Source organism: Baaleninema simplex PCC 7105 (assembly GCF_000332355.1).
GTDB classification, from domain to species: domain Bacteria; phylum Cyanobacteriota; class Cyanobacteriia; order Cyanobacteriales; family Geitlerinemataceae; genus Baaleninema; species Baaleninema simplex.
This window is the reverse complement of sequence record NZ_KB235956.1, coordinates 83,959-103,740: the sequence shown is the minus strand read 5'-3', so window position 1 is coordinate 103,740 and position 19,782 is coordinate 83,959. Positions and strand designations below refer to the sequence as shown.

Below are 19,782 nucleotides of genomic sequence, written 5' to 3'. Positions count from 1 at the left end.
TTTTAGGCAAACTTACTAACTTGGGTTTCGTTAGCCAGTTTAACCATTCACGTCCATTGTACTGTAAAGCCGCCCTAGAAGGACGGGGTTTTAGACCCAGATTTTTCGATAAATTAAGATAAGACGATCTCAAACCTCAAAACATTCATGGCAGATCAGCTCGTTCGCGCAACAGCAGCAGATGGCGGCATTCGCTGCGTTGGAGCCATCACCACACGACTCACCGAAGAAGTCCGACAACGCCACAAACTTTCCTACGTCGCCACCGCCGCTCTCGGACGAACCATGTGCGCGGGTCTTCTCCTCGCCTCTAGCATGAAGAAACCCGAGTCTCGCGTCAACATCCGCGTTCGCGGCGACGGTCCCCTCGGCGGTATCCTCGTCGATGCGGGACTCAACGGAACGGTTCGCGGCTACGTGGAAAACCCCTCTGTCGAACTTCCTCCTAACAAAATTGGCAAACTCGACGTTGGCGGAGCTGTCGGTTCCAACGGCTTTCTCTACGTCATCCGCGATGTCGGCTACGGCTATCCCTACTCCAGTACTGTCGAACTGGTATCCGGCGAAATCGGCGACGACGTAACTCACTATCTCGTCAACTCCGAACAAACTCCCTCGGCGTTGGTTCTCGGGGTGTTCGTGGGAGCCGACGGCGTAACGGCGGCTGGGGGACTCCTCCTGCAAGTTCTTCCGAAAGCGGCTCGCGATGAGGAACTCGTAGCCACGCTGGAATCTCGCCTCGCGGGACTTTCGGGATTTACTCCCCTGCTGCGAAAACAGAAAAGCCTTCCGGCGATTTTTGAAAGTCTCTTGGGAGATTTAGGTTTGCAAATCCTCCCCGGCGTGCAGATGTTACACTTCCACTGCGGTTGTTCCTGGGAACGTCTCCTGGGAGCCTTGAAACTCCTGGGTTCGGCAGAACTCAAGGATATGATCGAAAAAGACGGCGGTGCAGAAGCCACCTGTGAATTCTGTAAAGATGTCTTCCACGCCGATGTCAGCGATTTACAACGCCTCATCGACGATTTGAAACAGGAGTCTTCCGTTCGCTAAGTCTGAAAATCACCTTGACGGAGCGATGTTTCTCGACACATCGCTCCCACGCTTCACTCTACCCTCTTTCCTCTACACTGAATTTCCCACCCATCTGAACTCGCCACAACGCCGCGTAAATTCCCTGACGTTTCAAGAGTTCTTCGTGGGAACCCCGTTCGGCGATTTTGCCTTTGTCCATGACGTAGATACAATCGGCGTTGCGAATGGTACTCAGACGGTGCGCGATCGCAATTGTCGTTCGGTTTTGGGTAATGCGATCGAGCGATCGCTGAATCGCCGCCTCCGTCTCGTTATCCACCGCCGATGTCGCTTCGTCTAAAATCAGAATCGGCGGATCTTTCAACACGGCTCGCGCGATCGCCAAGCGTTGGCGTTGTCCGCCAGAGAGCTTCTGTCCCCGTTCTCCAATGACGGTATCGTAGCCTTGGGGTAACTCAGAAATAAAGTCGTGTGCTTCTGCGATCGCCGCCGCCGCCACCACATCCTCGTCTTTGGCGTCGAAACTCCCGTAACGGATGTTTTCCGCCACGGTTCCATGAAACAGAAAGACATCTTGACTGACTAAGGCGATCGCTCGCCGCAAATCCTGTAACAAAATCTCCTGAATATCGATTCCGTCGAGGGTAATTCGTCCCGAGTGAATCTCGTACAATCGCAACAGCAATTTGACGATGGTACTTTTCCCCGAACCCGTCGCTCCCACAATCGCGATCGTATCTCCGGCGGGAACCCGTAGCGAAAAGTCCGAAATCACCGCTGAGCGATCGAGATAGCCGAAGGTGACGTTTTCCAAGCAAATCTCACCCTTTACCCGTTCTACGGGAAGCGGTTTGTTCCCCGGATGCACTGTAATCGGCATATCCAGCAACTTAAACACCCGTCGTGTCGATGCCTGCGATCGCTGGTACAAATCCAGGGTTTCCCCCAACCGCGTCAACGGCCACAACAAGCGTTGTGTCAAGAATACCATCGTACTGTAGGTTCCCACCGCCAGGGTTCCCGCCGCCGCGTCTAACCCTCCCAGTAACAGAGTTGCGGTAAATCCCACCAAAATAATAATCCGAATCAGGGGAACGAACGCCGCACTGAGGGCGATCGCGCGTTGGTTGCTGTGGCGATATTCGTTACTGAGGCGATCGATCCGGTTGACTTCGTACTCTTCGGCGGTAAAACTCTTAATTGTGGTAATTCCCGTCAAATTGTTCGTCAGTTGCGCGTTGAGCCACCCCACCGATTCCCGAACGGCGAAATAACGCGGTGCGAGTCGTTTCTGAAAGGCGATCGAACCCCATAAAATAAACGGCATCGGCAACATCGCCAACCACGCCACGTTCGGAGCCAGGACAAAAAACGCGCCACCGATGACGATTACTGTCGTCGAAACTTGTAGAATCTCGTTAGCGCCCCCATCTAAAAACCGTTCTAATTGGTTGATATCGTCGTTGAGAACTGACAGCAATCCTCCCGTACTCCGTTCTTCAAAAAACGAGAGTTCCATCGCTTGTAAATGGCGGTACGCATCCAGTCGCAAATCGTGTTGGATCGCCTGTGCCAAATTGCGCCACAATCGTTTGTAAGCATATTCAAACAGCGATTCCAATCCCCAAATCAGGAAACTCAGCAGCGACAACACGATCAATTGAGCGAATACGCTTCGGACACCCCACCCCGCTAAAAACGAGTTTTCCTGTTGTACGACGATATCCACCGCCAATCCGATTAACGCAGGTGGTGCGAGGTCGAAGATTTTGTTGAGTACGGAACACGCCGAGGCTTTCCAAATTTCAACGCGATAGCGATCGGCGTATTCAAATAGTCTTAAAAACGGAGCTTGTCGCTGAGTTGACACAATTTTTGCGGTCTAAATTTGAGGATTCTTAGGACTTACGCAGTTCAACCGAAATCACACTAAATGGAGAGGTCGGTGGGCATTGCCCACCCTACAAATGGTGTAGATACGTAACTCCTGGATTCTTTGATTTGAAAAGATTATAAACTAAAATGACTCGATCTCTCAAGTACAAAGCTCGTACCTACTGTTGCACTTTATCGATTCTGTTCGATCGAGTGAGTTTTAACCGTGACGATATACCACATATTATTCGGCAGCGATCGCTTGTTGAGAAACCGTTCTTCGAGATCGTCTTGTTGTAAAATTTCAATATTTTGAAATCCTTTTTCGCTTAGCCAGCGCTCCATTTCATCGCCATACATTCCAAAACGGTAGGGTTCGCCGATTTCGGCCAGGCGATCGATATTAAAATTGATTCCCGGAATCGTTTCGTTTTTAAATGTCATCAGCGGCGAACAACAGTCAAACACAAACACCGATCCAGGTGTCATTTTATTTTTGATAAAATCTAACGTATTCGACACATTTTCTTGATTTAAATAGTAGCTAACACCTTGCCAAATGTAAATCGTCGGTGTTTGAGGATTGAAACCATATTCAACTAGACAATCGAGATCGTCTTGGTTGAGATCGAGAGGAATGAGAGACAATCCATGAGGAATATTATCGAATTGTTTTAGCAAATATTGTTTCTTGTTTTCGATTGTTTCGGGTAAGTCAACTTCAAACGTTTTGACTGAGTTATTTTGAATAGAAGAAAGACGAAAAAATCTCGTATCGTAACCAGCTCCCAGTAAGAGAATTTGCTGACATCCAGCCTCGATCGCAGATTCGATAATGTCATCGCCGTACTTTTCTCTCAAAATGACATATAAATATGCAATTTTTTGAAAGCGTTCTTCTTCATCTTTAGGTTCGGACATCATATTGGGAGGATTTTTCTCTAACGCCTGGATCGAGTCGCGATCGAAAAACCATCTAATATACTTATCTGTAAAAAGAGTTTCAGTTTGGAATTGATGAACGAGCTTCAGCATTAAAGTTCCTTTATTGGTTGAATTCTTCCAGTTCAGTTTCATTTTGTATTCCTCGATCGTTCAAAAAAATATTGTGGGGTCTTCTGGGTTCAAGGTGATAAGCTAATTTTATTTTAGGCAAAAGCCTGATTTTAAGTACATCATGGCAATGCGTTTTGATTCAATTTTGTATTCAAAATAACAAATCAAACCGCAATCTCCGAAGACCCAATTTTGCGTTTTTGGGCTTGACTTTGGCAGAGGTTAAAAAAATCATAATCCCGAGCGTACCATTGCTTTAGATTATAAGTTGCTGCTTGACTAAACTGATACGTTTTAGAAGACTGATTGCCGTGTTGAGGATTGATTTTTGCCTTGTTTGAATTTTGGGTTATATACAGATCTTGAGGCAACCCTAAAATTTGTTTGAGACATTCAAAATCTCGATCTAAACTTTCTTGAAATGCAACGTATAAGCAATCGTGAAAGCGACTGAGAAAGTAAGATTCTGACTCAAACCAATCGAGGTAAGAAGTATTAATGTGTTCGATACTGGTCATTCCTTCGACAGCTAAATTTCTCAGTACTGGATCGTTAGTAGAAAGTGCGATCGCCAAGTCTTCAGGAGTTTTGAAGGATTGAAGTATTTTTCGTTCTGTTTCAAACTTTGAATGCTTCCAAGGACGAGTTTGTCGCTTTTTAAAATAAAACGCACTGGCAAAACGAGCGATCGGATCTCGCAAACAAAAGAAAAATTTATCGCCTTGAGGAATATCTCGAAGTTTACAATCGTGTCCTCGGAGATGAATGATAAAATTATCAGTTTGTAAGTAATCTGCAAGAGTATGTTTTATTGCACTTCCTCCCGTCTTGCTGATATGTAAAAAGTTTGCGATCTGTCCGCCTTTCCATCGATAATATTTAAGTTGAATGTTTTCACATTTTGTTTGTGCTAGATTTAAAATTTTATTGGACTTTATGAGATTAGATAGAAACATGGCGACAAAAGATAAATCGGAGAGTGGGACATATTTAAACAGTTAAGGCGATCGCATCGAACGGGTATCGCGATCGCCTAAATTTTTTCTGTTAACAGACCGGCAAGTGTCCGGTAAGATATCTCATTGACATCCTCACCGCCCTGGAAGGACGGTGATTCCCAAACCGTTCGGCTGACGCTCACGGCGAAGCCTCACGATTTGGGTTCCTGCTTCTGTCCCCTTCGACTGCGCTCAGGGGTTTTTCGCAACGGCTTTCCAGGGCGCAATGCCTTTCGAGTCTTATGTTCGCTCCACAGGCTGAAACGGTGTGTCCCACCGCCAAAAGTCCAATGGAATTGGAGTGTTAGCCAAACTGACTAACTTGGTTTTCGTTAGTCAGTTTAACCACCACTAACCATTGTACTGTAAAGCCGCCCTTGAAGGCTTGCCCTGAGCCAAGTCGAAGGCTTGCCCTGAGCCAAGTCGAAGGCTTGCCCTGAGCCAAGTCGAAGGGGGCGGGGTTTTAAACCCAAAATTTTCGATAACATCGTCTATCTTCACGACATCGACACTCAATTCTACAAATTTTCAACCGTCAATTTTCGCTCGTCGCACCCTTGAAACACCTCACCCCCCAAATTCTACTCGTTCTGTGGAGTCTCCTCGGCTTAGCCTTGCGGTTCGCTCGCTTGACTGCCCTTCCCCCGTGGACAGACGAATGTGCGACGATCGCCTTTAGCCTGGGAAACAGCTTTCTCGACGTTCCCCTCGATCGCGCCATCCCTCCTGACATCTTAATGCAACCGCTGCAACCGCGCCCGGACGCCACCGTCGCCGACGTGGTGAATCACTTGATGTCAGAAAGCACCCATCCCCCCCTGTACTTCATCCTCGCCCATTACTGGATGCGGTGGTTCGGCGGCGACAACGTTCTCCTCGCCGCGCGATCGCTCTCCGCCATCTTGGGAACCCTCGCCGTTCCCGCCATCTACGCCTTAGCCTTTCGCACCTACCGCTCTGTCATTGTGGCACAGCTTGCCGCCGTCGTGATGGCCGTTTCTCCCTTCGGCGTGTTCCTCGCTCGAGAAGCCCGTCACTATACCTTAGCCGTTCTCGTGGCGATCGCCTCCCTCTACTGTTTCGTCGTCGCCGTCGAAGCCATTTTCCAGCACAAACCCCTTTCTCCCAAAGTTTCGATTCCCTGGATACTCATCAACGGCTTCGGAATCGCCGTACATTACTTCTTCGGCTTAGTTCCCCTGTCTCAAGCCTTAGTTTTAGGCGGAATTTGGCTGACTCACACATCTCACCGCCGCAGTCTCGCCTGGCGAGGAATCGCGATCGCCGCTTTGGGAACCACCCTTTCCGGCGTCGCGTGGATTCCCGTGTGGCGAGAGGTCAGCCAAAGCAACCTCACCGATTGGGTGTACGATGGCGGCATCGGAATCGACGCTCTACTGCGAGCGATCGCCTGGTTACTGTCGATGCTGTTGATGTTTCCCCTCGACATCCTCGCCTTACCCCTTTGGATAATTATCCCCAGTAGCCTCGCCTTCTTGGTCTCCCTCATCTGGATTTCCAAACTCCTCTGGAAACCCTCCCCCTCTCCCCTTCCCCCCCTCTCCCCCTCTCCCCATCTCCCCCTCTACCTCCTCACCACTCTCATCGTCTTACTCGGCGTGACCTACGGCGTTGGAAGCGATCTCACCTTGGCGCCCCGCTTCTTTTTCCCCCTATTCCCCGCCGTCGTCATTCTCGTCGCCGCTCGTCTGGCTTCCCTGTGGAACCGCCAAAAATCCCAAGTTCTCGCAGTTTTAGGAATCGCCTTTATCGGAAGTTTCAGCATCTTAGCGAACGTCGGCTACTTACAAAACCACCGAGGCGATCGCCTGGCTCAGTTTATCGCCCAAACCTCCGACGACGTTCCAGTTCTCGTCGCCACCACCCACAAACACCACGGACAAACGGGGCGGTTAATCGCCATTGCGTGGGAATTGGAAAAAATCGGCTTTTCTCAACCCTCGCACTTTCTCCTGGCTCACAAACTCGAAAACCAAAACCCCACCGAAACCTTAAATCGAGCGATCGCCGACTTCCCCACACCTGTCGATGTGTGGTTGGCGAACTTCCACGCCGAAGAAATGTCCGACGATCTCCGTTGCGACGAGTTCGACGACGACGAGTTTCCAGATATCAACGGCTACCGTTACGACGGTTACACCTGTCCGCGATCGAGCAACACTAAATTATCGCGGTGAACGACCGTATCTCGAGCGCGATCGCCCAGGATTTCGGGAATTTGTTCCGAGCGGACGCCGCAGATTTTCGCTAAGTCGCGGCTGTTGTAGTTGATGACGCCCCGTCCGATTTCGCGATCGCTGAGATCGCACAGCGTCACCGCATCGTCGGCTTGAAAGTCCCCGTCGATTTTGACCACTCCCGCCGCCAACAGCGATTTTCCCCCTTCGCACACGGCGATCGTCGCCCCCGAATCGAGATAAATTTTCCCGTGGGGAATCAAACTGTGCGCGATCCAACGCTTGCGGGCGGTTTCCGTCTTCACTTGCGGCTCGAAATGGGTTCCGAGTTCCTCCCCCGCGAGGATTTTTTCAATGTTAGCCGGAACGTTTCCCGACGCGATGACGGTACGAACGCCGCTTTCGGTGGCGATGCGGGCCGCAGAAATTTTCGTTTGCATCCCCCCAGTTCCCCAACCGCTGCGAGAGTTTCCCACCTCTAAATTATCCAAGTCGTTGAGATGGCCGACGCGAGAAATCGGTTTGGCGTTGGGGTCGCGGTTGGGATCGGCCGAATACAGGCGATCGACGTCGGTGAGGAGAAACAGCCAGTCTGCTTCGACTAAACTGGCGACTAAGGCGCTGAGCGTGTCGTTATCGCCGAATTTCAGCTCGTCTGTGGCGATGGTGTCGTTTTCGTTGACGATGGGAACGATACCGAGACGTAACAGTTCTTGAAAGGTGTTGTAGGCGTTGACGTAGCTGTTCCGTCGCACGAAGTCTTGACGCGTGAGGAGGATTTGCGCGATCGGCTGTTGGAGGGAGGTAAACAAGTCGTCGTAGACCCGCATCAAGCGTCCCTGTCCCACTGCGGCCACGGCTTGTTTGGTGGCGAGTCGTCGCGGGCGATCGCTCAATCCCAGTCTGGCACAACCAACACCCACCGCACCGGACGAGACGAGAACCGGGCGGTATCCCCGACGGCGCAAACGCGTTAGGGTTTCGACTAAACTGGCGAGGGTAGAAAGGGACAGATCGCCGCTTTGGGGGTGTGTGAGACTGGAGGTTCCAATTTTAACGACGAGGGTTTGGGAGTCCATGTGAAGGGAGTTTGGGAAAACGTAAAAACAGTCAGATCGCTGAAGTAGACTCTCTATTTTACCCGATTTTAATTCAATATTCTATGGTTTTTTAATAATATTTTAGATTGACTTTTGTAGAGGTTTTTAAAATAATTTAAAACGAGCGATCGCCCAAGAGTTCGGAAGCGTTAAAGCTGGCTATAACGCTTACCAAGCTCCCCTAAGTTATAATCCCAACAGAACGCTCTAGAGAGAAATCTATCATGGCTGACGAACAGGCGATCGCCCGTTTAAACGACGAATACGAGCGATTTCAAAAATACCTGCAAGAGTGCGCCCAAAAATTCGACTGGGCGAGCTTTCAAGATAACGACTTGAGCGAACTCGACTTCAGCCGACTCGACTTGAGCGGAATTAACCTCAGCGGTGCCAACCTCCAGCGGGTCGATTTCAGCCAAAGCGACCTGAGCTACGCCAACCTCAGCGGCGCCGATTTGACCGATGCCGACCTCAGCGGCGCGGACTCGAGCGGAATTAACCTCAGCGGCGCCAACCTCACGCAAGCGGATTTGAGCAGCGCCGATCTCAGCGAGGCCAACCTCAGCCGAGCGATCGCCACACGAGCAGATTTGAGTGACGCCGACCTCAGCCAAGCGGATTTAAGCGAGGCCGACTTCACCGAGGCCGACTTGAGCGATGTGGATTTCTCAGACAGTACCCGCAAGGAGACGAATTTTACCGACGCCGATCTCTCGGGTGCGATCGGTCTAGAGTGAGTCCGAGGCGATCGCATGGTTTCGATGGCCGTTCGTCTGTCCGATCTCGTCCTTCTCGTCGAACTTGTTGGTAATCCAGACCGATTGATAGGGTTCGAGAACGACGGTCTCGTAGATATCGTCGATAATGTTGCCGCTAATCAGATCGCACCAAGGATCGGTACAGACGAGATTGATTTCCGACAGGTAGAGTTTCTGCACGCGATCGCTGAGGTTGTGAATCGAAAAAATGCTCTGATCGCGGTTGATACTTTGACGCCAAAAGCCGAACAGCGCTTTTTTCAGATGTAAGGTGTATTGAGTGGCGTTGGGGTGAAATGCCGGTTGGCGGCGACGAACGGCCAACAAACGGCGGAGTTCTCGCAACACGATCGACTGGGGCGTGTCGGGATGTTCCAGGCGATCGAGTAACTCGTCGTAATCCCACTGGTGGCGGTTGATCGATCGCTTGCGTCCGGTGCGTTTGACGTTTTCTTTGTCGTTGGGCGTCGCCAGCAAGCTGTGAATATAAAACGCGGGAATACCTTCGACGGACATCATAATCGTCTGAGAACAGAGGAACCGCTGAACTTGCCAGTTGTCTTCCCCCTTGACGGTTCCCTTCAACGCATCGAACAGAGAAATATTGATTTCGTAAGGACTTTCCGTCCCGTCAGCCCGTCGCCTCATGCTGATTTCGCCGCCGAACCGCTTCATCGTCGTCACCAGTTGCTCGTACTCCGTTTCAGTCAGCAACCCTTCCGTCGGACGCAAGCCGATACCATCGTGAGACGCCGTAAAGTTCAAATACGCACAACCGATCGGTGCCGGTGGCATACTCATCATCCAGGTTTTCAGGTGGTCGGATTTTCCCTGTAACAACGCGTTCAGCAGCAGCGGCGGCAAACTGAAGTTGTAAATCATGTGGGCTTCGTTGCGGTTGCCGAAGTAACTGAGATTTTCGCGGTTGGGAACGTTCGTTTCGGTAATCAACGCCACCACCGGATCGACAAATTGTAGGATTTCCCGCAAGACTTTAATAACCGCGTGAGTTTGCGGTAAATGAATGCAGGACGTTCCGATCGCTTTCCACAAATAACCGATGGCATCGAGGCGAACGTACTTGGCACCGATGCGAACGTAAAACAGCAGGATTTTGACGAACTCGATTAAAACGTCGGGATTGGCAAAGTTCAAGTCGATTTGATCTTCGCTGAACGTCGCCCAAACGTATTTTTCTCCCTCCGTGGTTTCGACGCGAACTAAGAGCGGACTGCTGCGGGGACGAACGACGTCCGAAACGTCGGTGTCGGGATCGACGGTGATGAAATAGTCCCGTCCGGGTTTTTCGCCCCGTTTGAATTCGTCAAACCAGCGACTTTGACTCGAAACGTGGTTGATGACCAAATCCACCATCAAGTTAAAGTGTTCGGCGATCGATTTAATATCGTTCCAATCGCCCAGTTCGGGATTAACTTTCAAGTAGTCGATTACGGCAAAACCATCGTCAGAACTGTAGGGACAAAACGGCAAAATGTGAACCCCGGTAATCGTCTCGTTGAGATATTCCGTTAAGAACCGTTCGAGCGTGACGAGGGGGTTTTCGCCCTGTCGTTTTAAACTATCGCCGTAGGTAATGAGCAAAATGTTTTTCTGACTCCATTTGCCAAAGTCTTCATCGACAAATTCGGCGATGTCTTCACAGACGAGATCGTAGATGCGCTCGAGCAGAGCTAGGGCGTCTTGTTCGCTGTAAATCTGTTCGAGTAGCGGTTGGATTCGACGCTCCAACGTTTCTCGGCGATCGCTGATTTTGGTTGTGGTCATGAGCGAATTACAAGGTAAATGTTGACAGTTAGGCTGACGGGAAAGGGTTCGATACGAAGACTGAAAACCGTAGCGATCTCGAGGAGATCGTCACGGCTTGCAGTGGGTTCGCGATCCCAAAGGCGCGACGAAGTTTGACGTGAAGGACGCAGTCGGCGATCGCTCGTCGCGTGCTGACAGAAAACTGGAGATCGCCTCCTGGGACTTTCGTGTAAACTTCATCGACGAACGAAGATCGCCTCCTTAGAATGGTGTTGGCAGCGAACGGTGTTGGCAGCGATCTGTCACCCCGTTTCCGTTGTTCAGTTAGAGGTTAGGGTAGGATAGAACGCGAAATAGAATTGACTGCTAAGTTACCGCAGCAGGAACGAGTAGATCCCCGATATGTTAAGAGAACCTGAATTTTGAAGCTAAGGTAAAATCGTTGAAGCTAGGGCAACGCTGGTCGCTCAACCTTCCGAGAAGGCGAGCAGTTTCGGACAAATTAGCGAAAAATTCCCTCGCGCGTCAAGTCTTCAAGTTCCGTGTAAAATGACCCAATATTTGCTGCGGCGACTGTTATTTTCTATTCCGACGCTGATAGCCATCAGTATTGTTATCTTCAGCATTTTGACCCTAGCACCCGGAGATCCGATGGGGGAATTTGCCACCAATCCCGCCATTACCGCAGAAGTTCGGGAAAATATTCGGCGATCGCTCGGTCTCGACGAACCCCCTCACGTTCGCTATGTTAAATGGGCGTCAGCGTTCCTACAGGGAGATATGGGATATTCGTTCACCAGTCGCGCCCCCGTCCGTCAGGCGATCGCCGAACGACTTCCCACGACGCTGTCTGTGGTGGGGTTGGGCTACCTGTTTGCCGTGATGTTGGCGGTTCCCTTGGGAACGATTTCGGCGTTAAAACGCCATACGACGTTCGATCGCGCGGTGACGGTGTTTGCCTTTCTCTGGTTTTCGCTGCCGCCGTTTTTTACGGGATTGCTGTTTATTTTGCTCTTTAGCGTCCGTCTCGATTGGTTCCCGTTTATCTACAACAGCACCCTCGAAGTCCGCGATTGGGGCAGTTTCGTGGCGCAAGTGAAACAGTCGATTATGCCGATCGCGGTGTTGGGATTGTATCAGTCGGCGATGTTAATGCGCTTCGTGCGATCGTCGATTCTCGAACAACTGAACCAGCAATACGTTCGCACCGCTTACGCCAAGGGATTATCAGCGTTTGCGGTGGTGAAGCGCCACGTCTTGCGAAACGCGCTCGTTCCCGTCGTGACGCTGGTCGCCTTAGATATTCCGGCGGTGTTTGCGGGAGCGTTAGTCACCGAACAGGTGTTTCGGGTTCCCGGTATCGGCGCGTTACTCATCGAGTCGATTTACCGCAGCGACACCCCCGTCGTCATGGCGATTACGTTCATTTACGCCATTTTAATCGTTGCCTTTAACTTAATTGCCGATTTACTCTACAGTTGGCTCGATCCGAGAGTTCGCTACTGAGAGGATGAGATGATGAGGCGATGATATGAGTGACTCAAAAACTTCACCGATACCCGATTCGAGTTTTTTCGTAACGCTGGCACACTATAACCAGTGGATGAATCAGAAAATCTATCAAATTTGTGCCACGATTCCCGACGAAGAACGCAAGCGCGATCGCGGCGCGTTTTTCAAGTCAATTCACAGTACCCTCAACCATCTGTTGTTCGGCGATTTAGCGTGGATGGGGCGATTCCTCGATCGCCGACTCACCGACAAGCGCATCGGCGAAGATCTCTACGACGACTTCAGCGAGTTGCAGAGGGCGCGAGAAACCTGGGACGACGAGATTCTCCAGTGGACGAAAACCCTATCTTCAGAATGGCTGAACCGTTCTATCGTCTACGTCAGCCGAGCCTACGGACGCACCCGCGTTTTACCGGCTTGGTTGCTCGTCGCGCATATGTTCAACCACCAAACTCACCATCGAGGACAACTCACGACGCTTCTCACCCAAGCGGGGTACGACATCGGGAGTACCGATTTACCCTGGATGCCGAGTTTGGAATATTCCGAGCGATCGCCAGACCAACAACAATAGGAGCGATACTGTTTCCAGCATCGCCCCGAATGTGAGATAGCTCTCAGAACCGATCGCCTCAACCGCGAGCGGCTTCTTCCTCCATCTCTAAATCGAACAGCGTATGAAGCGTTTGCATGGCGCGACGGCGAGCTTCAATATCCTGTTGCGCCCGCAGTTGAACCATCGGATCGTGCAGAATCTTATTGACGATACCCCGAGTGAGAGCTTCGATCACTTCTTGATGTTTTTCAGCGAATTCCGTTCCCAAGCGAGACAGCGCTTTTTCTAACTCCTGTTCCCGAATCGTTTCCACCTTACGACGCAAGCAACTGATGGTCGGAACGGTTTCGAGGGAACGCCACCAATTTTCAAAATCGGCCACTTGCGCTTCGAGGAGGACTTCAGCTTCCATGGCCATTTGACGGCGACTTTCTTGGTTTTGCGCCACCACCGCTTTGAGGTCGTCCACATTAAAACAGCGCACGCCGTCGAGTTCGCTGACATTGGCGTGGACGTTTCGAGGAACCGAAATATCAAACAACATCAAGCCCTCGCGAGCCACCGGTTGCAAGTTGTCGCGGTGGAGGATCGGTTCGGTGGCACCAGTACTCGTAAAGACCATATCCGCCTCTTCAACCGCAGACGTCATCTCCGAGAGGGGACGTACGGCGATGTCCACATCGGGGAATTTCTCGGCGAGGTCGCGAGCCCGATGCGTCGAGCGGTTCACGATCGTCAGTTGGCGCGCGCCTTTGGCGATCGCGTGTTGTACCAACAACCGCGCCATTTTCCCCGCTCCGACGATGCAGAGACGCTGCGTCGCCAAGTCGGACACTTTCATCTGAGCCAGTTCTACCGCCGCCGAAGAAATCGACACCGCACCGGTTCCGATGCTGGTTTCCGTGCGGACTCGTTTTCCCGCTCCGATGGCCTGTTTGAACAGTTGGTTGAGGACGCGACCGACCCCTTTGTGTTTTTGTCCCAATTTGTGAGTCGTTTTAACTTGGGCGAGGATCTGGCCTTCCCCAAGCACCAAACTTTCCAATCCCGCACTGACTCGCATCAAGTGCATGACCGCATCTTGGTGCAAGAGTACGAACAGATAAGGGCGCAGTTTGGGCAGGTAAATGTGACTGCGATCGGCGAGAAACTGACTGACTTCGCGAACCCCCGGCTCGGTATCTTTGGCGATGAAATAGATTTCGAGTCGGTTACAGGTGCTGAGAACGGCAACTTCTTCGATATTGGGATAGCTGCACAATTGCGCGATCGCGCTTTCGATTTGGGGTTCGGGAATGCTCAGCTTTTCGCGAATTTCAACTGGCGTTGTTTTGTGACTTAACCCAACAACAGCAATATTCATAATTTTGTTAAGGTTTAGTTGTTAATTTGGGTTTGGGTAGGTCGAGCGGAAAGCCGTCCGCTACTTCTATATTTTGCATAGAAGCAACGAACGGACGTCAAAAACGGCGTTTATCTCAGTTGCAAGTATTTCGGTTCGTCGAACATATGAACGGTATCTACAAACCGAGCCGTTTTGCTTTGACTGGAAATCACCAGAGATTGCGTGCGCGCGCCGCCGTGGAAGAAGCGCACCCCTTCCATGAGGGTTCCGGGGGTGATCCCACAAGCCGCAAACAGGACGGTTTCGCCGCTGGCGAGTTCTTCGGCTTCGTACACTTTATCGGGATCTTCGATGCCCATGCTCTTGAGGCGATCGATGTTGCCCTCTTTGCTTTCTCCGATCAGTCCCGTTTTGACCACGTCGGGATCGTAGATGAGCTGTCCTTGGAAATGACCGCCCAAGCAGCGCATGGCGGCAGCCGAAATCACCCCTTCGGGAGCGGCTCCAATACCCATCAGCGCGTGAACGCTGGTTCCCGAGAAGGCACAGGAGAGCGCTGCCGAAACGTCTCCGTCGCTAATCAGACGCACCCGCGCCCCAGCCGCCCGAATTTCTTGAATCAGCTCTTTGTGACGGGGACGGTCCATCACGACCACCACTAATTCTTCGACCGTCCGATCCATGCAGTCGGCCAGAATCTTCAAGTTTTCAGTCGGGCTTTTGCGAATATCGACGTGGTTTTTGGCCACGGCGGGGGCTGCCAGTTTCTTCATGTAGAAATCGGGGGCAGCAAACAATCCGCCTTTTTCGGAAATCGCCAGCACCGCCATCGAACCGTTTTGTCCGTAAGCGACGAGGTTGGTTCCTTCACAGGGATCGACAGCAATGTCGATTTCGACGAGTTCGTCGGGGTTGCAAACCTGACTGGCGTCCTCTTGGGTGCAGATACCCACTTCTTCGCCGATGTAGAGCATGGGCGCGTCGTCCCGTTCTCCTTCCCCGATCACGATGCGACCGCGCATATGGATTTTATTCATGCGTTCGCGCATCGCTTCGACTGCGACGTGGTCGGCGGTGTTTTTTTCGCCTTTACCCATCCAGCGAGCCGATGCAATAGCCGCCTGTTCGACGACTTCGATAATTTCTAAACCCAGGGTGCTTTCCACAGATTCGATCCTCCCAAATGGTGACTTTTCGTTCTTGCGATAAAACTCCGTTGCGAAGCACGCTAACGAACGATGCCAGTGGTGACAAGTCCCAGCACCAACCCGGCGGGGATAGTGTAGGGTCGCTCGGTGACTCCCGATTTTCGTCGGCGCGATCGCGTCTAGAGACAACAGGCATCTCGACCGGGAACGGCCGACTCGAAAGCTGTACGCACGAATCCGTACTAGATAAGTTCGACTTTCGCGTCTGTACGAGAAGCAGGTGGCTCGTTGGTGTCTCTCGAGCCAGTCCCGTGATTCGGGACACAGTCTTTTCGCGTTCGAGGTTCGCCAGAGATCGACCGTTTCCTTACCTCCGACACGAATCGATCGACTCGTGCGTTCGGTTGTCCCGACTTCCAACTGTGTGTTCGACGGATCGCCGCAACGCGCGTCTTAGGGGTGACTGTCGGAGTTCGACTTCCCGACAACTGACCCCGGTTACCGCACCGGTCGGGCGGGTTGCACGCTCGCGGCATCAGCTAAAGTCTACCAGAGGTCGGATACGCGCGAGGGTCGGAACCCCTGGGTTTGTGTTAAGTTTTGCTTCTAAACCTGAATTTTTTTGACGGGGCGATCGCTCGCAAAGAAACAACGATCGGTCGTATTCGCGTTCGTCGCGACCGAGTCAACCGCGACCTCTGTAATTTCCGATCTCGTTATCTCAGTAATTAATACGTAAATCTTTTACGCATAAATACGAAAAATTGTATTTTTTATCGATTTACCATCAGATCTCAAATTTTTGTGCCAAACTCGGGATGCAACTTCCTCAAACGTTCGGTCATGAATCTAATCGATCGTCCTTCACTCGATCTACGTGCGAGATTTGAGTGGTCGAACATCGGTCGTAACTTACTCGTCGTCGGTTCTCTCGTCGCGAGCCATGCAGTTGTCGCAACCCCGGCTGACGCACAACTGGCTAAATCCTTCCTCACGGAAAAATCGATCGACACTGGACGGAATTCGATCGCCCAACTGCGACCCGATCCTCAAGAACCCCCATTACCCGAACCCGAAATTCCGCAACCGCTGCCGCCACCTGAAGAACTCCTTCGGCCGCGAGAGGGTACGGAATTCGACGAAGGGTTAGAGTCCATCGAAGGTACCATCGACGTTCGAGGCTACGAAGTCGAAAACAGCACGGTGTTTTCTCAAGAAGAGTTCGATGCAGTTCTCGAGGAGTTTATCGGTCAGGAAATCTCCTTCGCGCAATTGCTCCAAGCACGATCGGCCGTCACGCAGCTCTACGTCGATAACGGCTACATCACCTCTGGGGCGTTACTCCCGCCTCAAACCATCGAAGACGGCATCGTCAGAATTCGCGTGGTAGAAGGCGCCCTCGAGGAAATCGTCGTCACGGGCGATCGCCGTCTCAACCCCGGTTACGTGCGATCGCGCCTGGAACTGGCCACCGACGCCCCCCTCAACGTCAACGATCTCCTCGAAGCGTTACAGCTTTTACAACTCGATCCCCTCATTCAAAATCTCTCCGCCGAACTGTCGGCGGGATCGCGTCCCGGTGTAAACCTACTCGAAGTCGAAATTAGCGAAGCGAAAACCTTCCGTCCCCTGTTGCGGGTCGATAACGGTCGCTCTCCCACAGTCGGCGCCTATCGCGGTACAGTCGGACTGCGCGAAGGCAACCTCTTCGGCATCGGCGACGCGATCGACCTCTCCTACAGTCGCACTCAAGGAAGCGACGAATTTGAAGCCTCCTATACGGTGCCGATAAACCCCCGCAACGGTACGATCGGGGCGTATTTCCGCATTACGGGCAGCGAAATTATCGAAGATCCCTTCGACGAACTCGACATTACCGCCGATTCGCGCGACTACGAACTGACTTATCGCCAGCCGGTAATTCTCAATCCCCGCCAAGAGTTAGCCTTGGGGTTGACGGTTTCCCGTCGAGAAAGCGATACGGAACTGCTCGGCGTCGGCTTTCCCTTGTCGAACGGGGCGAACGACGATGGCGAAACGCGACTGTCGATCTTGCGGTTTTTCCAAGAGTGGACCGAACGAGGTCCCGAACAGGTTTTCGCCGCTCGCTCTCAGTTTAGTTGGGGGATTCCGTTCCTCGACGCCACCGTCAACGGAACGGCTCCCGACAGCCGATTTCTCGCGTGGCGGGGTCAGGCGCAATATCTTCGCTTACTCTCTGAAGGAGGCGTGTCGCTGCTGCTGCGATCGGACGTACAGCTTTCGACTACGTCCCTCGTCGCCCTCGAACGCTTCGGTTTGGGGGGAAATTTCAGCGTTCGCGGCTACAGTCAAGACTTACTCCTGGCTGATAACGGTATCTTTGCCTCGGCCGAGTTGCGCTTTCCCGTGTGGACGGCGAACAATGGGAGCGATCGCCTCGAAATTCGCCCTTTCCTCGATGTAGGAAACGTTTGGAACCTCGACGAAGCTCCTCCCGATCCCACCACCTTGGTTTCTGTCGGGGTCGGTTTACAGTTCGATCTGGCCGATCGCCTTTCGGCTAAAGTCGATTGGGGAATCCCCCTCATCGAGGTAGAGGAACGGGACAATCGCGACGTATTCGAGCGTCAGGAACTCTACTTTTCCATCGAATGGCAACCGTTTTAACAGCGAACAGCCAGCACTAAGCAGTGAGCAGTGGAAACAGTTGACAGTTTCTTCCCTGCTCCCCTGCTCCCCCTTCTAGGATTTCTTCGTTCCGATAACGGCGTAAAACGGATCGCCGCCAGAGAGTCCCATCACCTGTAAAATGGGGGGAACGGAACTCGGACGGGCGATAACTTCCGGTTCGGCGAAACCAGAAACACTTTGAAAATAGCGTTTGACAAGTTCGACACGACTGGCTTCGCTTCCGTCTCGCCACGCTTGGATGGCTTTTTGATAAAACATCCGGTTGGAAAAGCTGATAATGGCAATTCCGCCGGGTTTGAGAATGCGGTGAATCTCGGCGAACACTGTTTCGGGGTGTTGGAGATACTGAACGGATACCGCATTGAGAACGGCGTCGAAGCTGTTGTCGGGAAGGGGAAGTTTGGGGGTGTGGTTGAGGTTTTGGACGAAGTAAGCATCGAGTTGAGGGTTTTTCGACAGTTCTGCTTCGTTCAATCCGTGGCCTTCCACGCGATCGAAGGGTATTTCGTCGGGAAGATGAGACACCCAGCTACTCATCATGTCGAAAATCCGGGTGTGGGGTTGGAGGCGTTCTCGGTAGAGATCGGTGAGTTTCTGAATAAAGTTTTCGTCGACGTGCGTGACGAAACGCGGTATTTCGTAAAAAATCGCGTCGTCGTTGCTGTCGAGCTTCGATCGCTCTCGGTCTTGGAGTTGCATGGCGTTAGGCTTTGGAAGATAGAGGGTTAGAGGTAGCGACGGTGAGACTGCTGCGGATGCAAGACGAACGCGGCGATCGCATACTAAGCTTTCAACCAATCGAAGATTTCCCCTGCCGTCAACTGCACGGCTGCGGCGAATTCGGGGACGGGTAAAACGGTCTCGGCGTCGTCGAACACCCGTACGACTCGGGCAGCATCGTAAACAAAGATACAGGATTCTTCAGGATCGAGCAGCCAACCCATTTCGCTTCCCTGGCTCAAACAGTGGAGCAGGTTACGAACGACCTTCGTTTGACCTTGGTTCGGCGAAAGAATTTCGATCGCCCAGTCGGGGGCGATATTGAATATATTTTCAACTCGACCGTCGGCTCGCCGAGGAATACGTTCCCATCGAAACACCGATATGTCGGGAACGAGCGATCGCCCCCCAAAGGTACAGCGTAACTCGGGATACGCCCGCGCTACCTGGGACGCTTTCAGCATTCCGTTCAGCGTACTGAGTGAACTACCACTCATCATCGCGAGGCGATTGATGAGTGGCTTCCAGCTTCACTGGGAATTGCCTCGGAAAGCGTCGAACGAATTCGACCTCCCTTTGGACTTACATTCCTTCCACTGGCAGAAGCCCCGGTTCCCGAGGCCCATATCCGCAAGCCTTCATTTTTAAGATTGATTGCCGCATTGATGTCGCGGTCGTGAATCTGCCCACATTGCGGACATTCAAACGATCGCACGTCGAGTCCCATCTTGGGGAGCGGCAACAGCGTTTCAGAGCAAAGGTGAGTACTGGGGAAGAATCGATCGACTTCTAGATAGACCTTCCCTTCTCCCTCTGCCTTGTATTTGAGCAGGGTTGAAAACATACCCCAGCCCACATCGCTTATTGCCTTAGCGAGGCTGTGATTCCTGACCATGTTCTTCACGGCTAGATTTTCCACCACAATCACTTGGTTCTCATTGACTATCTTGCGGGATAGCTTGTGGAGAAAATCGGCTCGAGTGTTGGCAATTTTACTGTGAACTCGCGCCACGAGCCGCCTGGCTTTTTGGCGAGAGTTCG

17 protein-coding genes are annotated in these 19,782 nt (G+C 52.0%); 7 read left to right on the top strand and 10 right to left on the bottom strand.

Annotated features, from left to right (window positions below):
* Nucleotides 1-147: 147 nt before the first annotated feature.
* Nucleotides 148-1,053, top strand: a complete 906-nt coding sequence (gene hslO, locus GEI7105_RS0100630) for an Hsp33 family molecular chaperone HslO (protein ID WP_017658550.1) — start codon at nt 148-150, stop codon at nt 1,051-1,053.
* 58 nt (nt 1,054-1,111) lie between these two features.
* Here hslO and GEI7105_RS0100625 read toward each other — a convergent pair whose 3' ends face one another.
* The 3 genes from GEI7105_RS0100625 to GEI7105_RS0100615 form a co-directional block, all read right to left on the bottom strand.
* Complete coding sequence (locus GEI7105_RS0100625) at nt 1,112-2,905, bottom strand: ABC transporter ATP-binding protein (RefSeq protein WP_017658549.1); 1,794 nt, start codon at nt 2,903-2,905, stop codon at nt 1,112-1,114.
* Nucleotides 2,906-3,102: 197 nt separating this feature from the next.
* Nucleotides 3,103-3,987 (bottom strand): class I SAM-dependent methyltransferase, encoded by an 885-nt coding sequence (locus GEI7105_RS0100620; protein WP_017658548.1) that lies wholly within the window; start codon nt 3,985-3,987, stop codon nt 3,103-3,105.
* A gap of 143 nt (nt 3,988-4,130) precedes the next feature.
* Entirely contained in the window at nt 4,131-4,922 is a 792-nt protein-coding gene (locus GEI7105_RS0100615; protein WP_017658547.1) for a sulfotransferase family 2 domain-containing protein, read from the bottom strand.
* Nucleotides 4,923-5,521: 599 nt separating this feature from the next.
* On the opposite strand from GEI7105_RS0100615, the gene GEI7105_RS0100610 reads away from it, so the two are divergent.
* A complete protein-coding gene (locus GEI7105_RS0100610) occupies nt 5,522-7,162 on the top strand; it encodes a glycosyltransferase family 39 protein (protein ID WP_017658546.1) in 1,641 nt (546 codons plus the stop codon).
* Here GEI7105_RS0100610 and proB read toward each other — a convergent pair.
* Nucleotides 7,120-8,241, bottom strand: coding sequence for a glutamate 5-kinase (gene proB, locus GEI7105_RS0100605; protein ID WP_017658545.1), 1,122 nt, complete (start codon nt 8,239-8,241; stop codon nt 7,120-7,122). The two genes, GEI7105_RS0100610 and proB, sit on opposite strands and share 43 nt — an antisense overlap.
* Nucleotides 8,242-8,486: 245 nt before the next feature.
* Between proB and GEI7105_RS28425 the strand changes: the two genes are divergently transcribed.
* Complete coding sequence (locus GEI7105_RS28425; protein WP_017658544.1) at nt 8,487-8,999, top strand: pentapeptide repeat-containing protein; 513 nt, start codon at nt 8,487-8,489, stop codon at nt 8,997-8,999.
* Here GEI7105_RS28425 and GEI7105_RS0100595 read toward each other — a convergent pair.
* A complete protein-coding gene (locus tag GEI7105_RS0100595; RefSeq protein WP_017658543.1) occupies nt 8,991-10,805 on the bottom strand; it encodes a sugar phosphorylase in 1,815 nt (604 codons plus the stop codon). The two genes, GEI7105_RS28425 and GEI7105_RS0100595, sit on opposite strands and share 9 nt — an antisense overlap.
* A gap of 97 nt (nt 10,806-10,902) precedes the next feature.
* Between GEI7105_RS0100595 and GEI7105_RS38105 the strand changes: the two genes are divergently transcribed.
* The 3 genes from GEI7105_RS38105 (at nt 10,903) to GEI7105_RS0100580 (ending at nt 12,873) form a co-directional block, all read left to right on the top strand.
* Nucleotides 10,903-11,052 (top strand): hypothetical protein, encoded by a 150-nt coding sequence (locus GEI7105_RS38105; protein WP_017658542.1) that lies wholly within the window; start codon nt 10,903-10,905, stop codon nt 11,050-11,052.
* A gap of 284 nt (nt 11,053-11,336) precedes the next feature.
* Nucleotides 11,337-12,293, top strand: a complete 957-nt coding sequence (locus tag GEI7105_RS0100585) for an ABC transporter permease (protein WP_017658541.1) — start codon at nt 11,337-11,339, stop codon at nt 12,291-12,293.
* Nucleotides 12,294-12,318: 25 nt separating this feature from the next.
* Nucleotides 12,319-12,873: a DinB family protein gene (locus GEI7105_RS0100580; RefSeq protein ID WP_017658540.1), complete on the top strand. Its 555-nt coding sequence runs from the start codon at nt 12,319-12,321 to the stop codon at nt 12,871-12,873.
* 58 nt (nt 12,874-12,931) lie between these two features.
* On the opposite strand, the gene GEI7105_RS0100575 is transcribed toward GEI7105_RS0100580, so the two are convergent.
* Complete coding sequence (locus tag GEI7105_RS0100575) at nt 12,932-14,218, bottom strand: glutamyl-tRNA reductase (RefSeq protein ID WP_017658539.1); 1,287 nt, start codon at nt 14,216-14,218, stop codon at nt 12,932-12,934.
* Nucleotides 14,219-14,328: 110 nt separating this feature from the next.
* On the bottom strand, nt 14,329-15,366 hold the full coding sequence (glpX, locus tag GEI7105_RS0100570; RefSeq protein WP_026097326.1) for a class II fructose-bisphosphatase: 1,038 nt from the start codon (nt 15,364-15,366) through the stop codon (nt 14,329-14,331).
* An 825-nt stretch (nt 15,367-16,191) separates the two neighbouring features.
* Between glpX and GEI7105_RS0100560 the strand changes: the two genes are divergently transcribed.
* Nucleotides 16,192-17,997: a ShlB/FhaC/HecB family hemolysin secretion/activation protein gene (locus tag GEI7105_RS0100560; RefSeq protein WP_017658536.1), complete on the top strand. Its 1,806-nt coding sequence runs from the start codon at nt 16,192-16,194 to the stop codon at nt 17,995-17,997.
* 75 nt (nt 17,998-18,072) lie between these two features.
* Here the strand turns inward: GEI7105_RS0100560 and GEI7105_RS0100555 are convergent, their stop codons facing one another.
* The 3 genes from GEI7105_RS0100555 to GEI7105_RS28415 form a co-directional block, all read right to left on the bottom strand.
* Nucleotides 18,073-18,720, bottom strand: coding sequence for a class I SAM-dependent methyltransferase (locus GEI7105_RS0100555; RefSeq protein ID WP_017658535.1), 648 nt, complete (start codon nt 18,718-18,720; stop codon nt 18,073-18,075).
* 83 nt (nt 18,721-18,803) lie between these two features.
* Entirely contained in the window at nt 18,804-19,238 is a 435-nt protein-coding gene (locus GEI7105_RS28420) for a Uma2 family endonuclease (protein WP_017658534.1), read from the bottom strand.
* The coding region (locus GEI7105_RS28415) for an RNA-guided endonuclease InsQ/TnpB family protein (protein WP_017658533.1) at nt 19,238-19,782 on the bottom strand (545 nt) is incomplete at its 5' end. The genes GEI7105_RS28415 and GEI7105_RS28420, both read right to left, overlap by 1 nt.

Excerpts from the sequence above, each read along its gene's own strand:
- hslO (WP_017658550.1), top strand. The coding sequence starts at position 148 with ATGGCAGATCAGCTCGTTCGCGCAACAGCAGCAGATGGCGGCATTCGC.
- GEI7105_RS0100620 (WP_017658548.1), bottom strand. The coding sequence starts at position 3,987 with ATGAAACTGAACTGGAAGAATTCAACCAATAAAGGAACTTTAATGCTG.
- GEI7105_RS0100615 (WP_017658547.1), bottom strand. The coding sequence starts at position 4,922 with ATGTTTCTATCTAATCTCATAAAGTCCAATAAAATTTTAAATCTAGCA.
- proB (WP_017658545.1), bottom strand. The coding sequence starts at position 8,241 with ATGGACTCCCAAACCCTCGTCGTTAAAATTGGAACCTCCAGTCTCACA.
- GEI7105_RS28425 (WP_017658544.1), top strand. The coding sequence starts at position 8,487 with ATGGCTGACGAACAGGCGATCGCCCGTTTAAACGACGAATACGAGCGA.
- GEI7105_RS0100595 (WP_017658543.1), bottom strand. The coding sequence starts at position 10,805 with ATGACCACAACCAAAATCAGCGATCGCCGAGAAACGTTGGAGCGTCGA.
- GEI7105_RS0100585 (WP_017658541.1), top strand. The coding sequence starts at position 11,337 with ATGACCCAATATTTGCTGCGGCGACTGTTATTTTCTATTCCGACGCTG.
- GEI7105_RS0100580 (WP_017658540.1), top strand. The coding sequence starts at position 12,319 with ATGAGTGACTCAAAAACTTCACCGATACCCGATTCGAGTTTTTTCGTA.
- GEI7105_RS0100575 (WP_017658539.1), bottom strand. The coding sequence starts at position 14,218 with ATGAATATTGCTGTTGTTGGGTTAAGTCACAAAACAACGCCAGTTGAA.
- GEI7105_RS0100560 (WP_017658536.1), top strand. The coding sequence starts at position 16,192 with ATGAATCTAATCGATCGTCCTTCACTCGATCTACGTGCGAGATTTGAG.
- GEI7105_RS0100555 (WP_017658535.1), bottom strand. The coding sequence starts at position 18,720 with ATGCAACTCCAAGACCGAGAGCGATCGAAGCTCGACAGCAACGACGAC.
- GEI7105_RS28420 (WP_017658534.1), bottom strand. The coding sequence starts at position 19,238 with ATGAGTGGTAGTTCACTCAGTACGCTGAACGGAATGCTGAAAGCGTCC.